This is a genomic window from Amycolatopsis coloradensis, assembly GCF_001953865.1.
GTDB lineage: Bacteria > Actinomycetota > Actinomycetes > Mycobacteriales > Pseudonocardiaceae > Amycolatopsis > Amycolatopsis coloradensis.
Window position 1 is genome coordinate 1 of the sequence record NZ_MQUQ01000029.1, and the last position, 14,627, is coordinate 14,627.

Sequence of the window (14,627 nt, forward strand, 5' to 3'; positions counted from 1 at the left end):
ACCAGCTACACTCACCAACAAGCCGCGTGAAAACCCCGTGTCCGCCATCCGGGGGCAACTCCACGTGCCGTCCGCCCCATCACGCGTGTCGTCCAGCCAATCACGCGAAACCACCGGCTCGGGTCGGGTTGGTCGTGAGTGACGTTTCGGGTTGAAACACGAATCGCCACTCACGACCACCCTCTCCGCTTACGCGCCGATGGTCGCCGCGTCGATGACGAACCGGTAGCGCACGTCGCTGTTCTCGACCCGGTCGTAGGCCACGTTCACCTGGTCGGCCGAGATCGTCTCGATCTCCGCGCCGATCCCGTGCTCGGCGCAGAAGTCGAGCATCTCCTGGGTCTCGGCGATGCCGCCGATCATCGAACCGGCGAGCACCTTGTTCCCGCCGAGCAGCGAGAAGGCGTTGTAGGACAGCGGTTCGCCGGGCGCGCCGACGTTCACCATCGCCCCGCCGACGCGCAGCATGCCGAGGTAGGAGTCGACGGGCAGCGTCGCCGAAACGGTGTTGAGGATCAGGTCGAAGCGGCCGCGCAGCGTCTGGAACGTCGACGCGTCACCGGTCGCGTAGTAGTCCTTCGCGCCCAGCTTCAGGCCGTCCTCCTGCTTCTTCAAGCTCTGGCTGAGCACAGTGACCTCCGCACCCATCGCGGCCGCGATCTTGACCGCCATGTGCCCGAGCCCGCCGAGGCCGACGACGGCGACCTTCTTACCCGGTCCGGCGCCCCAGCGGTTCAGCGGCGAGTAGGTGGTGATGCCCGCGCACAGCAGCGGGGCGGCGACGTCGAGGCCGATCCCCTCCGGGATCCGGCAGACGAAAGCGTCCTTCACGACGACCTGACGGCTGTAGCCGCCATAGGTGTTCTCGCCGTCGAAGCCGACGCCGTTGTAGGTCTGGACGTTGCCCTTGACGCAGAACTGCTCGGTGCCCGCGAGACAGTACTCGCACTCGCCACAGGAATCGACCATGCAGCCGACCCCGACGCGGTCGCCGACCTGGTACTTCGTGACACCGGACCCGACCGCGGCGACGACGCCGGCGATCTCGTGCCCTGGCACCATCGGGAAGATCGCGCCGCCCCAGTCCTCCTTGACCTGATGGATGTCGCTGTGGCAGATCCCCGCGAACGCGATGTCGATCAGCACGTCGTCCGAACGCAGGTCGCGGCGCTCGATCGTCGTCGGCGACAGGGCGGCGCCCGGGGACGGCGCGGCGATGGCGTGCGTGGTCGTCGTCATGAAACCCTCCGAGAAACAGTGAGACCATGTAAGAGTCCACTTACAACCAGCGTAAGAGGGCTCTTACCTATTCCGCGACCGGGACGGTGTGATCCACGACATGGGCGGCAAGTACCACCACGGCGACCTTCGCGCCGAACTCGTGCGCGTCTCGCTCGACTTGATCGCAGAACGAGGACTCGCCGCGTTCTCCGTCGCCGAGGTCGCCCGCCGGGCGAAGGTCAGCCCTGGCGCGCCCTACCGGCACTTCGCGGACAAAGAGAGCCTGATGGCGGCCATCGCCGCCACCGTGGCCTGCCAGCTGGCGGACCGGGTGCACGACGCCGTCGAAGCGGAGAGCGACCCGGTCTCGGCGCTCGCCGCGGCCGCCGGCGCGTACACGAAGTACCTGATCGAACGCCGTGCCGGGATGAACATCATCTACGCCGACGGCCTCCAGGGCCCGGAACACGCGGCCCTGCACGAACAGACCCGCCGGCTGACCGCCCAGTTCGTCATGCTCTGCCTGACCGTCGCCGACCGGCCACAGGACGGGCTCGAACTGATGGAGCAGCTGTTCACCCAGGCACACGGCTACGGCACGTTCCATCTCGACGGCGTCTTCACGAAACAGGGCTATTCCGAGGAAGTCGTCGTCCGGAAGTCGACGGAGGCCGCCCGCGCCGCCATTGAGGGCCGCGGAAGAATGTGACGTGATTCACGTCTGATTTGTCCGATTACCGGGGCTCCCCGCGCCGACAGGATGCGAAGCGCAATCCTTTTTCGACAGCGAGGAGAAACGCGTGAGCGTCGAGCAAGACATCGGAACGTGGCGGGAACTGGGCCGCCATACGAGTACCGCGGCGGTGCTGGCGGGTGGCGTACTCGTCGGCGCGATCACCATCTACGTGGCGGCGAGCCTGCTGCCGACAGCGGTACAGGAGATCGGCGGGAGGGCCCTGTACGCCTGGGCCATGACGGCGTTCCTGGTCGCACAGGTGGTCGCGACCATGCTCGTGGGCAGGGCCCTTTCCCGTTGCGGCGGCAAGGTTTCCTACCTGATCGGCTTCGGCGTCTTCGCGGCGGGCTCGGTCGTGTGCGCGGCGAGCCCGTCGATGCCGGTCCTCCTGCTCGGCCGCGGGATCCAGGGACTCGGTGCCGGTCTGCTGACCGGCCTCGGTTTCGCCCTGATCCATTCGGCGCTGCCGCCCCGGCTGTGGAGCCGAGGGAGCGCTTTGATCTCCGCTATGTTCGGGGTCGGCAACTTCGCGGGCCCGGCGCTCGGCGGATTCTCGGCGCAGTTCGGCTCGTGGCGGTCCGCGTTCGCCGTACTGGCCGTGGCGGCCGCCGTGCTGGCGGTCATCGCCGGGAGGGCGCTCTCCGGCGATGACCGTCCGGCGCAGGCGGCGCCGGTCCCGGTCGTCTCACTGGCCTTGGTGGTCGGCGCGGCGGGCGCGGTGAGCGTCGCCGGGATCCTGACCGGGATCGCCGCGATGGCGGCGTTCATCGCGCTGGGTCTCGCGCTCGTGGCCGCGTTCCTCCTGGCTGAGAAGCGCGCGACGGCGAGTGTGCTCCCCCGCTCGGTGTACCAGCCTGGTTCGCGGTTGCGGTGGATCTACCTGAGCATCATGGTCCTGGCGTCCGGCGTCGCCGTCGAGACGTTCCTGCCGTTGTTCGGCCAGCGACTGGGCGGCCTCCCGCCCGCGGCGGCCGGATTCCTCGCCGCCGCCCTGTCCTTGGGCTGGTCGGTGAGCCAACTGTTCAGTGCCTCGGTCCACCGGCCGGAGACGGTCCGGCGGCTGCTGATCGCCGGGCCCGTCTGCCTCGCCACCGGATTCGCCCTGCTGGGCGCGCTGCAAAGCGAACATCCGCCGCTGCTCGTCGTTCTCCTTTGGCTGCCCGTGCTTTTCTTCGGTGGCACGGGAATCGGCATCGCGATGCCGCATCTGTCCGTGGCGGCGATGACCTCCGCCCCGGGCGGTGAGGGCGGGAAGGCCGCCGCCGCGATCGCGACGATCCTGACGATGTCGACCGCTTTCGGCGCGGCAATCGCCGGGCTCCTGGTCAACTTGGGCGCTCCGTCGGTGGTCACTTCGGCGAGGTGGCTGTTGTTCGGCTTCGCGACCATCGCCGCCCTCGGTGTCTTTACGGCGCGACAACGGTGAACTCGAACTCGCCGGGGGTCACCGATCCTCGGCGAGTTCGCGGGCGTTCAGTGCCGCCGCCGGTCACGCGGGGCGCGGACGGCGATCGGGCAGCCGCCGTCGCAGCGAATGTGCGCCCAGACGATCTTTTCGCCGCGCACCGGCTCACGCCGGACACCCCACTGCACCGCGACCCCGTCGACGACGAGCAGTCCGCGTCCGCGTGGATCCTCGATCTGGGAAAGACGAGCCCGGGGTTGTCCGACGCTGACGTCCGCGACCTCGATGCGGACCGCGCAAGGGGTGACGCCGCGCCACAGCTGGATGTGGCGTGCGCCACCTCCGTGCACGTAAGCGTTGGCGACGAGTTCCGTCGCCGCCAGCAGGACGTCGTCACGATGACCTTCCCCGAGATCGGGAAGGCATCTGACCACCCAGGCACGCATGTCCGGCAACGCTCGTGGCGTCGTGGCTCGCAGGTCGAGCACCCAGGTTCCCGGCACCGGATGCTCCGCGATACTGATCATGGAGCCACCCTCCCGTTACGCGGCCTCGCTGCTGAAGTCGCACAAGCGGGTTACCCAGAACGTCCATCGATCAACCCGTGGCGAACACGACACCGCTTCAGCGGGCCGTGATGCCCTCCAGCAACGCTGTGACCACGGCATTCGCGTCCGGCGAGGTGACCACTCGCGGACCGTGCGGAAACAGGCCGGAGAGCACGGTTTCGTGGCAGACGCCGACCAGTATCGCCGCCGCCGCCTCGACATCGCCGTCCAGCCTGCCGAGATCCCTTTCCGCACGAAGGTATCCGGCGAGTCGATCCCGCCAGGTCTCGCCGTCCTCGGCCAGCTCCCCGAACCGCGCGAGCACGGCGGGGCGGGCGAGCAGCCCGGCGAACGCGGGCAAGATTTCCTTGTGCAGAGCCAAACCGTAGGCCAGCTGCGCGAGAAGGTTGTCCCGGACCGTACCCGAACCGGCCACGGGCAGCTCACCGAGCTTGGCTTCGACTCGCCGCACGTGCGCCGCCAAGGCGTTGGCCAGCAACTCTTCCTTGTCGGCGAAATGGTTGTACAGCACGCCGTCGGCGACCCCGGCCGCGCGCGCGATGGCCCGCACCGTGAGTTCCGCGGTGCCGCCGGCGGAAATCAGGTTCACGGCCGTCGCGATCAGATGCTCGCGCAGGCTGCGGCCGTCTTCGGTGTGGCGCAGGACCGCCGCTTTTCTCGGTGACATCCGGGCTCAGCGTAGTGCGGACGCTGTGACCAGCCACGCAACGCCACGCAGCCGGACGCCGTCAGGCTTCTCGAACGGCTGGAGGGCGGTCGAAAGCGCTTCCCGCGCCTCGTTCGCGGTTCCCGCGTCGACCTGGCCGAGGTGGTACTTGACCGGCCCCCAGTCCGCGATGAATCCGGCCGCGTCGGGCACGTCACTCCCCCAGACCTGATCGGCCTCGACGCGTGTGCAGGTGACGTCGCGGAATCCTGCGTCCGTCAGCACCGAGTGAACCCTGTCCGGGTCGGCGAACGAGGTCGGCCCCGTTCCGTCCGCACCGGTTGGCGTCGGCAGAAACGGTGCCAGCGCGCCGAAAACGGCACCGAGATCGGTTCCGGCGAGTTCGGTCATGCACAGGAACGCGAGCCTGCCGCCCGGACGCAGCGCGCGGTGCACGTTGGCGAAGGCGGCGACCGGATCGGCGAAGAACATCACCGCGAACCGGCTGAGCGCGACGTCGAAAGCGCTTTCCGCGAACGGGAAGACCTGGACGTCACCCTGCTCGAACGCCACGTTCGCGACGCCCTCGGCCTCCGCGCGGACCCGCGCCGTGGCGAGCATCGGCGCGGACAGGTCGATTCCGGTCGATCCCCCGAGCGGGGCACGGCCCGCGGCGAGGCGGGTGACCTGGCCGTTCCCGCAGCCGATATCCAGCACCCGGTCACGTTCGCCGATTCCCGCCGCCTCGAACAGGACTTCGTTGAATCCGCCGTTCACGGCGTCGTAGCGCTCGTCGTGCGCCGCCCAGTGCCACCCCTCGTAGCCGTTCCACGCTTCCGCCTGAGCGGTGTTGACGATGCCGGGCACGCCGGACCTCCTCCATTATGAACGCATGTTCATAATGGAGGAGGTCCGATCCGGTCGTCAAGCCGTGATGCTCCGGAACCCGCGCAGGCGCAGGCTGTTGAACACCACGAAGACCGAGCTGAAGGCCATCGCGGCACCGGCGATCATCGGGTTGAGCAGACCGGCCGCCGCCAGCGGAAGTGCGCCGACGTTGTAGGCGAAGGCCCAGAACAGGTTGCCCTTGATCGTGCGCAGGGTCCGCCGGGACAGCCTGATCGCGTCCACCGCCGCCCGCAGGTCACCGCGGACCAGGGTCAGGTCCCCCGCCTCGATGGCGACGTCGGTACCGGTGCCCATCGACAGGCCGAGGTCGGCCTGTGCCAGCGCGGCCGCGTCGTTGACGCCGTCGCCGACCATCGCCACGACCTTGCCCTCGCCTTGGAGCCGCTTGACGACGTCGACCTTGTCCTTCGGCAGCACCTCGGCGATCACGGTGTCGATCCCGACCTCGGCGGCCACCGCGCGGGCCACGGGCTCGTTGTCCCCGGTGAGCAGCACCGGCGTCAGCCCCAGCTCGCGCAGCCGCTGGATCGCCTCGGCGGACGACGGCTTCACGGTGTCCGCGACGACCAGGACCGCCCTTGCCTCGCCATCCCAGCCGGCCACGACCGCCGTACGGCCGATCTTTTCCTCCGCTGCCTTGGCTTCCGCCAGCTCGGCGGGCAGATTATGGCTCCACTGCTCCAGCAACGCGCTCCGGCCGACCAGCACCGCCGCACCATCCACGATTCCTTGCACCCCAAGGCCTTCGAGGCTGATGAACTCCTCGACGGCCGGGAGTTCCCCGGTGCGTTCCCTGGCCGCGCGGGCGATGGCCTGCGCGATCGGGTGCTCCGACGCGTTCTCCAGCGCCCCGGCCAGCCGCAGCGTCACCGCCTCGTCGACACCGTCGGCGACGTGGACCGCCACCAGCGACATCTGGCCCGTGGTCACGGTGCCGGTCTTGTCGAGGACGACCGTGTCGACCGCGCGGGTCGATTCCAGCACTTCCGGGCCCTTGATCAGGATCCCGAGCTGCGCGCCCCGTCCGGTGCCCACGAGCAGCGCGGTCGGGGTCGCCAGGCCCAGCGCGCACGGGCAGGCGATGATCAGCACGGCGACCGCCGCGGTGAACGCCGCCGCCACCGAACCGCCGGTGCCGAGCCAGAACATCAGCGTGCCGGCGGCGAGCGCGATCACGATCGGCACGAAGACCGCCGAAACCCGGTCCGCCAGCCGCTGGACCTGGGCCTTTCCGGTCTGGGCCGCCTCGACGAGCTTCGCCATCTGCGCCAGCTGCGTGTCGGCGCCGACCCGGGTCGCCCGGACGACGAGCCTGCCTCCCGCGTTGACCGTCGCGCCCGCCACCGTGTCACCGGGGACGACCTCCACCGGAACGCTCTCACCGGTGAGCATGCTCGCGTCGACCGCCGACGCGCCCTCGGTGATCACGCCGTCGGTCGCGATCTTCTCCCCCGGCCGCACCACGAACTCCTCGCCCACCGCGAGTTCGCTGATCGGGACCCGAATTTCCTTGTCGTCACGGAGAACCGCGACGTCCTTCGCGCCGAGTTCGAGCAGGGCCCGCAGTGCCGCACCGGCCCGCCGCTTGGACCGCGCTTCGAAATACCGTCCGGCGAGGATGAACGTCGTGACGCCGGCGGCGACCTCGAGGTAGATGTTGCCGTCACCGGCCATCCGCTGGACGGTGAGTTCGAAGGGATGCGTCATCCCCGGCGTTCCCGCGGTCCCGAACAGCAAGGCGTACAACGACCACAGGAACGCGGCGAGCGTGCCCATCGAGATCAGAGTGTCCATTGTGGCCGCACCGTGGCGCAGATTCGCCCACGCCGCCTTGTGGAACGGCAACGCCGCCCACACCAGCACCGGCGCGGCCAGCGTCAGTGAGATCCACTGCCAGTAGGTGAACTGCGCCGCGGGCACCATCGCGAGCAGGATCACCGGCACCGACAACACGGCGGACCCGATCAGCCGCTGCCGCAACGGCGCGGTGGGATCGGCGGCTTCTTCGAAAGGTTCCTCCTCTTCCCCGGCAGGCAAGGCGGCCGAATACCCGGCCGCCTCGACCTGCTCGATCAGCAGTCCCGGTTCGACGTCCGCGGGATAGCTGACCTTCGCCTTTTCCGTCGCGTAGTTGACCGTGGCGGTGACCCCGTCGAGTTTGTTCAGCTTCCGCTCGATGCGCATGGCGCACGAAGCGCAGGTCATCCCCGTGATCGCGAGTTCCACTTCGGCGGTGGGAGTCTCGGTCCGCGTGCTCATCGGTGACTCCCTTCCCCTGTGGTGACGGTGAATTCGGCGGTACGGACCTTGTCCTCGTGCCGGAAGTCCAGGAACAGCCGGTAAGTACCGTGCGTGGGGACCTCGGCGTGGAAGGTGACGGCGGGCCCGGGCGCGGTCCGGCCGTCACCGGGTTCGCCGTCCGGATGGACGTGCAGGTACGCGAGGTCGCCGCCGCGCAACGCGACCAAGTGCCCGTATGCGCCGAGATACGGCTGCAAGTCCGTGACGTCGCGGCCGTCCTTGGTCACGGTGAGCGTCACCTTCGACGCCGTGCCCGGTGCGAGTTCGCCATCGAGCCGGACCTGGTAGCCGTCGACCTCCGCGCTGTGCGAGGGCCGGTACTCGGCGGGGTGGAAGTCGCCACTGGCGAAGACGTCGGCCCCCAAGGTCGTCGCCTCACCGCCACTGGGCTTGAAGTCGGCGAAGACGCGGTAGACACCCGCTTCGCCCACGGCCAGCGGCACGGTCCACGTGCCGTCTTCGCCGAGTTCGGGGTGGATGTGCCGGAAGCCCGCGGTGTCGCGGCGGACGACGATGAGGTGCATCCGCTTTTCGTGTTCGACGTCGTAGGCGGTCACCGGCGCACCGTCGGCGCCGAGGATCCGGAAGGTGAAGGGGCGGGTCGTGCCCGGGGTGAGCGTCGTGGTGGTGGGCGTGAGGGTGTAGCCGCCCCTGGACGACGCGAGCCCGGCGGGCTCGTGGTCCTGCTTGACCTGCGCTGCTTCCGCGACAGTGCCGCTGTGAGAGTCACCGCTGTGATCGTTTCGGTGCCCGGCGTCCTCGCCGGCGGCGCCGGCGGCGCCGGCGAACGGACCGACAGCGGTTCCGGCCGCCCAGGCGCCACCGGCGACCAGGGCGAGCACCACACCGTAGGCGGAGAGCTTCGCTGCTGTGTTCATCGTGCAGTCCTTCGTGCGGGTGCCACCCGCGATCATGGAGCTCAGGCGGTCAAGGTGTATCCGGCTTCTTCGACAGCGGCGCGGACGTCCGCGGCCGCGGGTTCACGGGAGCCGGTGACGGTCACGGCGCCGGTCGGCAGATCGACCCGGACGCCGGTGACGCCGTCGATCTTGGCGACTTCTTCGGTGACCGAACGGACGCAGTGGTCGCAGGTCATCCCGGTGACGGTGTAGGTCGTCTCGCTCATCGTGGCTCTCCTCGCTGTCCAGGCGACTTCGGTGCCGCTCTTGCAGCTACCGTACATACCCCAGGGGGGTACTGCAACGGCCTGAGCCTACCCCCGTGGGGTATCGCTCATCACATACCCCGGCGCGGTAGTTGCGGAGGCATGGCTGTGAAGGCCTCCTTGACTGCCCTGCAAGTTGTGAGAGCGTCCTTCACTACGCCACGGCGGCCATCGAGTGTGCCCGATCCTCCGTTGCCCAAGCCCAAACCACACCCAGCACAGCCGAGCGGGGAAGATTCAGGACGTTGAACGTCCTGAATCTTCCCCGCTCGACCTCCCCAGCCGCAGTTCCCGTCCCGGCAAGGAGCGGCGCCGGTCCGTCACCATGATCATCGCCAGTCCGCGGTACCGCGAATCCAGCAGCGGTAAGGGCAGGTGGCGTGTCGGTCGGGTACCGGCACCCAGGTCACCTGAAGCACCGCAAGCGTTTCATCCGGATTTCATGGCGCCGCCCTACGGTTCCGGGCACGGATCCGCATCGGCGGACCGGTGGTCCACGAGGAGACGCGCATGAGCCCGGCGAGCCGGACCCCGTACAACATGGTGCTGCCCCGGGACGACCGGCCGAGTCCGGGGGAACGGGACGGGCTTGTCGGCCCGGGCTGGAGCTGGGCTGCGTTCTTCACCCCGTGGGCCGACGGCCGCCCGTCGCCCCGGTATCGGTGGACGCTGTTCGAGACCGCCGCCCACGCCGTCGACGACCTGCGGCGCTGCCTGGACGACGGCAATGTCAGCAGGCGCGGTGCCCTGTGCTCGTCCGTGCTCCGGAAGCGCGGGGCACCGCGGGAACTGGTGCTGTGCGACGCCGCGGACTGGGCGTGCGTCGTGCACGAGGTGCGTGCCGGGATTCACCTGACCGACGCCGGTGACGCCTATTTCGCGCGCTGGCGGGCGACTATGGAAGGACAACGCTTCACGATCATCAACGCCGGTGTACCCACTGTCTGGTGAGGTCCAGACCTTCCAGCGCGAGGGCACGCTGCTGGGGATCTCCGTCGGGTCCGATGGTGGTGAGCACCCATTCGAAGTGTTCCCTGGCGGCCACCGGGTCGCCCGCGGCGAGATGGGTGCGGCCGAGCCGGTTGCGGATCTCGGACTCCATCCCGACGATGGTCTCCTCGGTGACCGCCGTCAGCGCCCGGCGCTGGAGTTCGAACGCCTCGCCGAGGTTCCCGAGTTCCAGTTCCGCCGCGCCGAGCCGGGCGAGGCTGGTCGCGACCAGCAGGCCGTCCGTGGTCTCCTCCGCGAGCTGGACGGAACGCCGGAGGTCCAACGCGGCTTCGGCGAACGCGCCGATTTCGAGCCGCACGGTGCCGCTGTGGCACAGCACCCTCGCCAGCATCCCGGGGCTGCCGATCTCCTCGCTCAGGTCACGGGCGCGGCCGAGGTGGACGAGCGCCTCCTCGTGCTCGCCGTTCAGATAGGCGAGAAAGGCGAGCGCGGACAACGCCCGTTCGGCGAGCCAGCTGTCCCCCGCCTCGTCGGCCATGCTCATCACCTGCCGCATCCCGAGGCCGGCGAGGTCGTGGCGCCCGGCGATCAGATCCACCATGGTCAGCCCGCCAAGAGCCCGCGCCTCCACGCCGCGGTCACCGGAGGCCTGGCCCGCCCGCAGCGCGTCGTCGAACCAGCCGCGCGCCCGGTCCAGCCGGCCCTGTGTGGCGTAGGCGTAGCCGAGGCAGAACCGCAGCGACGAGACCAAACGCTCGTCTTCGGCCCGTTCGGCCAGTGGCAACGCGATTTGCAGCGCCGTCCGGGATTCGTGGTAGCGCTGCTGGCGCGCGAGGTAGTCGACCAGCCCCTCGGCGATCGAGCAGGCGATGTCGTCCAGCCCCGCCTCCGCCGCTTGGCTGACCACTTCCGGCAGGTCGCCGACGGCGTCCAGCCAGGCGGAAGCGTCCCGTTGCCCGGTGAACGGTCCGCCGGACTCCAGCGGGAACCGCGCGACGCCCCATTCGCTCGCCCGGCGAGCGGCGCCGAGGTACAGCCCGTACACCCGTTTCCGCGCCGCTTCGACGACGTCGTCGGGCATCTCCACGGCCAGCCGCCGCGCGTAGACCGCCACCAGGTCGTGCATCCGATAGCGGCCGCTCGCCGGTTCCTGCACGAGGCTCGCGTCGACGAGGCTTTCCAGCTGGCGCTCGGCCTCGGCGGATGAGCAGTCCAGCAGCGCGGCGACCGAAAGCCGGTCGAATTCGGGCGTCGGTGACAGGCCGAGCGCGGCGAACGCGCGTTGCCCTGCGGGCCGCAGCTGTTCGTACGACAGGCGCAACGCCACCTCGACGCTGCGGTCCTCAGCGGTCAGTTCGCCGAGCCGCCGCTCGTCGTCCGACATCCGGTCCACCAGGTCCTTGAACGTCCACATCGGACGGTTCTGCAACCGGGCGCCCGCGATCCGCAGCGCGAGCGGCAGTCGTCCGCACAACCCGGCCAGCGCGCGGACGGCGAACCGCTCACCCTCGGCCCTCGGCACCCCCACGATCCGGCCGAGCAGCCGTTCCGCGGCTTCGAGGCCCAGCGCGCCAAGGGAAACGCGGCGGTCGGCGTCCAAACCGGACAGACGACGACGGCTGGTCACCAGCACGCGGCTGCCCGGCCCGGACGGCAGCAGCGGCCGCACCTGCCCGGCGGACTCGGCGTTGTCGAGTACCAGCAGCACCTTCAGGTGCGCTGTCGCCGCCCGCCACGACGCGGCCAGTTCGTCGAGATCGTCCGGCATGGCGCCGTCTTCGACGCCGACCGCGCGCAGCAGCCGCCGCAACGCGCGTTCCGGTGTCACCGGCTCGCGGCCTTCGGTGTACCCGTGCAGATCCACGAACAGCGCACCGTCCGGACAGGACTCACGGAGCCGGTGGGCCGCGCGCACCGCGAGGGTGGTCTTCCCGGCGCCGGGAACGCCGTCGACGGCGTCGACCGTCACCGCCTCCGGATCGCCGTCCTCGACGAGCAGCGCGAATTCGCGGTCCCGGCCGACGAGTTCACCGTTCGTGGCAGGCAGTTCGTTGCGGACCCGGCGCGACGCCTCCCGGCGCTGGGTGACGCCGAGCAGCGCGTCGTCCCCGCGCAACACCGCTTCCTGCACCTGCCGCAGTTCCTCGCCCGGCTCGACACCGAGTTGCTCCACCAGCCGCTCGCGGACGTCGGTGAACACTTCCAGCGCCTCCGCCTGTCGCCCACCGCCGTAGAGCGCACGCATCAGCAGCGCGGCCAGCGGCTCGCTCGGCGGATCGGCGGACACCAGCGCCGACAGCTCGCCGATCACCTCGTCGAACCGGCCGAGTTTCAGCTGTGCCCGCAGTTTCCGGCGCAGCAGCAGGAGTTTCCGTTCCTCCAGCCGTCGCCGCTCGCCCTGGACGAACGCGCCGGGCAGGCCCGTCAGCGGCTCACCGTGGAACAGCCGGAGCGCGTCGGCGAAGGTGTCCACCGCGGTGATGAGGTCCCCCGCCTCCTCGGCGGCGGCCGCGACGACCGCGACCTCCTCCAACCGCGCCACGTCCAGCCGCACCCCGCCGCCGGCGAACCGGTAACCGCCCCGGTCGGACACGATCACCGAATCCTTCGGCTTCTGCCCGGCGGTGTCCAGGCACTGCCTCAGCCGGCGGACATACACCGGCAGCACATTCGACTCCGGTGGCCGTTCCCAGAGGCCGTCGGTGAGTTCATAGTGGCTGACGGTCACGTCCGGGCGCAGCAGCAGCGCGGCCAGCACGGCCTGCTGCCGGACCGGACCGAGGTCCAGTCGTGTCTCCCCTCGCCAGGCTCTCAGCGGGCCGAGCACCTCGAAGCGAAGCCGCGAGTCCGGCATGATCCCCCCTTCGTTTCCCATGACTAGCCCGGCACCACGATCCCGTGGTCGAACGCGTAGACGATCGCCGCCGCCCGGTCGCGCAGCTGGAGCTTCGTGAAGATCCGGCCGATGTGGCTTTTCACGGTCACCTCCGAGATCACGAGCGCGGCCGCGATCTCCGCGTTGGTCAGCCCGCGGCCGATCGCCCGGAGGACGTCTTGTTCCCGCGGTGTCAGCAGGTCGGGTGAACGCCCGCCGCTGCCGTTTCCGGCGGCCTGCCGGTACGCGGCGAGCACGCGGCCGGTGACCCCGGGGTCGAGCCAGGCGTCGCCCGCGGCGACCGCGCGTACGGCGCGGATAAGGTCTTCGGCGGGGGAATCCTTGAGGACGTAGCCCGCGGCGCCCGCCCGCAACGCGTCGGCCAGCAGGCTGTCGTCGTCGAAGGTGGTCAGCGCGAGCACCGCCGGATGCCCATCGGACCGCCGCAGCCGCCTGGTCGCCTCGACCCCGCCGACGTTCTTCATCCGCAGATCCATCACGATGACGTCGACCTCGTGCGCGGCCAGCGCGGCGGGCACTTCCGCGCCGTCGCCGCATTCCCCCGCGATGACGAACCCGTCGCGACGCCGCAGGATGCGCCGCAGCCCGGACCTGGCCAGCTCCTGGTCGTCGACCAGCAGCACCCGGATCTCCTCGGCGGCGGTCACGATGGGGCTCCCGGCACGGTGACTTCCACGATCCACTGCTTTCCACTGGGCCCGGCGTTGAGGTCGGCGCCGAGCTGGGCCGCGCGGACGGCCATTCCCGCCAGCCCCGATCCGTCCTCGGACGAGCGCCGGACGGAGGCGGGGAGGGTGTTGCTGACGATGAGCTTCGCGCCCGACCGGCCGGCGTTCAGCCGGACCTCCGCGGTCGCGCCGGGAGCGTGCTTGACGACGTTGACAAGTGATTCCTGCACGATCCGGTAGAGACCCAATCCTTCCGAGGCGCCTACCCTGCCGAGGTCACCTTCCTGTGTATAGCGCACCGCCAGTCCGGCGACCCTGGTGCGTTCCACCAGCGTCGCGATGTCCTCCACGCCCGGCAGCGGGGTGCTCCCCGACGGGGTGTCGGCGAGCAGGCCGACCGTGCGGCGGATGTCGGCCATCGCGGCACGCCCCACCTGTTCGGCTTCGGTGAGTGCTTCGATCGCCTCGTCGACGTCGCGGTCCTGCTGCAAGGCGCGCCGGGCGCCGGTCAGATGCAGCAGCGTGATGCTGAGCGAATGACCGACGACGTCGTGCACCTCACGCGCGATCCGCTGGCGTTCGGCCAGCAACGCCTTATCGCGGGACGCGTCACGGTTGACGCGTTCGGCGTCCAGCACGCGGGTGTACCAGCGGACCATGAGCCCGCCGCTGAGGCCGAGCAGGATCGCGACCATGTACACCGGCCCGCCGATCAGCCCGCCCCAGATCCCGGCCACCACCAGGACCGCCTCGCCCGCGACGGTGACGATGGCGATTCCCCAGGTCGTCCGCAGCACACTGCCCGCTTCGGTGGCCGCGACCAGCAGCAGCAACGGCGCGAAATCCGGGAGCACGGGCTCGAGGAGCAGGATCGAGGCCGCGACGATCAGCGCGGTCATCCGCACCCACGGCATGATCCAGTTCGTGATCGTCCAGATCACCGACGGCGCGATCACGAGCAGCCCGGCGAGCGCGATCGGCTCCGGTGGCAGCAAGGCGTCCCGCTGCACCAGCGCCACGGCGGTGAACACGAAGCTCACCGCGCTGGCGCACAGCGCCCCCCACCACGGCAGGGTCAGCCCGGCACGGGTGAGGCTGACCTGCACCCGTGCCCGGAACCGGTCCCGCAAGATCCTCAGCACGGCATCAGCCTAGGAAGT

General features: G+C 70.0%; 13 protein-coding genes. 3 read left to right on the forward strand and 10 right to left on the reverse strand.

The features are described 5' to 3' along the window. Positions 1 to 189: 189 nt before the first annotated feature. Complete coding sequence (locus BS329_RS37735; protein ID WP_076167899.1) at positions 190 to 1,239, reverse strand: NAD(P)-dependent alcohol dehydrogenase; 1,050 nt, start codon at positions 1,237 to 1,239, stop codon at positions 190 to 192. A gap of 88 nt (positions 1,240 to 1,327) precedes the next feature. On the opposite strand from BS329_RS37735, the gene BS329_RS37740 reads away from it, so the two are divergent. Both BS329_RS37740 and BS329_RS37745 read left to right on the forward strand, forming a co-directional pair. Further along, positions 1,328 to 1,930 carry a TetR/AcrR family transcriptional regulator gene (locus tag BS329_RS37740; protein WP_076167900.1) on the forward strand — a complete coding sequence of 201 codons (603 nt, stop codon included), beginning with the start codon at positions 1,328 to 1,330 and terminating at the stop codon, positions 1,928 to 1,930. A 91-nt stretch (positions 1,931 to 2,021) separates the two neighbouring features. After that, on the forward strand, positions 2,022 to 3,383 hold the full coding sequence (locus BS329_RS37745; protein ID WP_076167902.1) for an MFS transporter: 1,362 nt from the start codon (positions 2,022 to 2,024) through the stop codon (positions 3,381 to 3,383). Positions 3,384 to 3,430: 47 nt separating this feature from the next. Here the strand turns inward: BS329_RS37745 and BS329_RS37750 are convergent, their stop codons facing one another. From BS329_RS37750 to BS329_RS37775, 6 genes are all read right to left on the reverse strand, one after another. Next, complete coding sequence (locus BS329_RS37750) at positions 3,431 to 3,889, reverse strand: ATP-binding protein (RefSeq protein ID WP_076167904.1); 459 nt, start codon at positions 3,887 to 3,889, stop codon at positions 3,431 to 3,433. 97 nt (positions 3,890 to 3,986) lie between these two features. After that, positions 3,987 to 4,598: a TetR/AcrR family transcriptional regulator gene (locus BS329_RS37755; RefSeq protein WP_076167905.1), complete on the reverse strand. Its 612-nt coding sequence runs from the start codon at positions 4,596 to 4,598 to the stop codon at positions 3,987 to 3,989. Positions 4,599 to 4,604: 6 nt separating this feature from the next. Beyond that, a complete protein-coding gene (locus BS329_RS37760; protein WP_076167907.1) occupies positions 4,605 to 5,444 on the reverse strand; it encodes a class I SAM-dependent methyltransferase in 840 nt (279 codons plus the stop codon). A 57-nt stretch (positions 5,445 to 5,501) separates the two neighbouring features. Continuing rightward, positions 5,502 to 7,745, reverse strand: a complete 2,244-nt coding sequence (locus BS329_RS37765) for a heavy metal translocating P-type ATPase (protein WP_076167908.1) — start codon at positions 7,743 to 7,745, stop codon at positions 5,502 to 5,504. After that, complete coding sequence (locus BS329_RS37770) at positions 7,742 to 8,665, reverse strand: hypothetical protein (RefSeq protein ID WP_076168011.1); 924 nt, start codon at positions 8,663 to 8,665, stop codon at positions 7,742 to 7,744. The genes BS329_RS37765 and BS329_RS37770 overlap by 4 nt, the downstream gene beginning before the upstream one ends. A gap of 41 nt (positions 8,666 to 8,706) precedes the next feature. After that, complete coding sequence (locus BS329_RS37775; protein ID WP_076167910.1) at positions 8,707 to 8,913, reverse strand: heavy-metal-associated domain-containing protein; 207 nt, start codon at positions 8,911 to 8,913, stop codon at positions 8,707 to 8,709. 549 nt (positions 8,914 to 9,462) lie between these two features. On the opposite strand from BS329_RS37775, the gene BS329_RS37780 reads away from it, so the two are divergent. Then, complete coding sequence (locus BS329_RS37780) at positions 9,463 to 9,903, forward strand: hypothetical protein (protein ID WP_076167912.1); 441 nt, start codon at positions 9,463 to 9,465, stop codon at positions 9,901 to 9,903. Here BS329_RS37780 and BS329_RS37785 read toward each other — a convergent pair. Genes BS329_RS37785 through BS329_RS37795 form a run of 3 tightly spaced genes read right to left on the reverse strand, consistent with a single transcriptional unit; the run spans position 9,875 to position 14,609 of the window. After that, on the reverse strand, positions 9,875 to 12,778 hold the full coding sequence (locus BS329_RS37785; RefSeq protein WP_076167913.1) for an AfsR/SARP family transcriptional regulator: 2,904 nt from the start codon (positions 12,776 to 12,778) through the stop codon (positions 9,875 to 9,877). The genes BS329_RS37780 and BS329_RS37785 overlap by 29 nt on opposite strands. 2 nt (positions 12,779 to 12,780) lie before the next feature. Further along, complete coding sequence (locus tag BS329_RS37790) at positions 12,781 to 13,446, reverse strand: response regulator (protein WP_076167915.1); 666 nt, start codon at positions 13,444 to 13,446, stop codon at positions 12,781 to 12,783. Further along, positions 13,443 to 14,609 carry a sensor histidine kinase gene (locus BS329_RS37795; RefSeq protein WP_076167916.1) on the reverse strand — a complete coding sequence of 389 codons (1,167 nt, stop codon included), beginning with the start codon at positions 14,607 to 14,609 and terminating at the stop codon, positions 13,443 to 13,445. The genes BS329_RS37790 and BS329_RS37795 overlap by 4 nt, the downstream gene beginning before the upstream one ends. Positions 14,610 to 14,627: the final 18 nt, after the last annotated feature.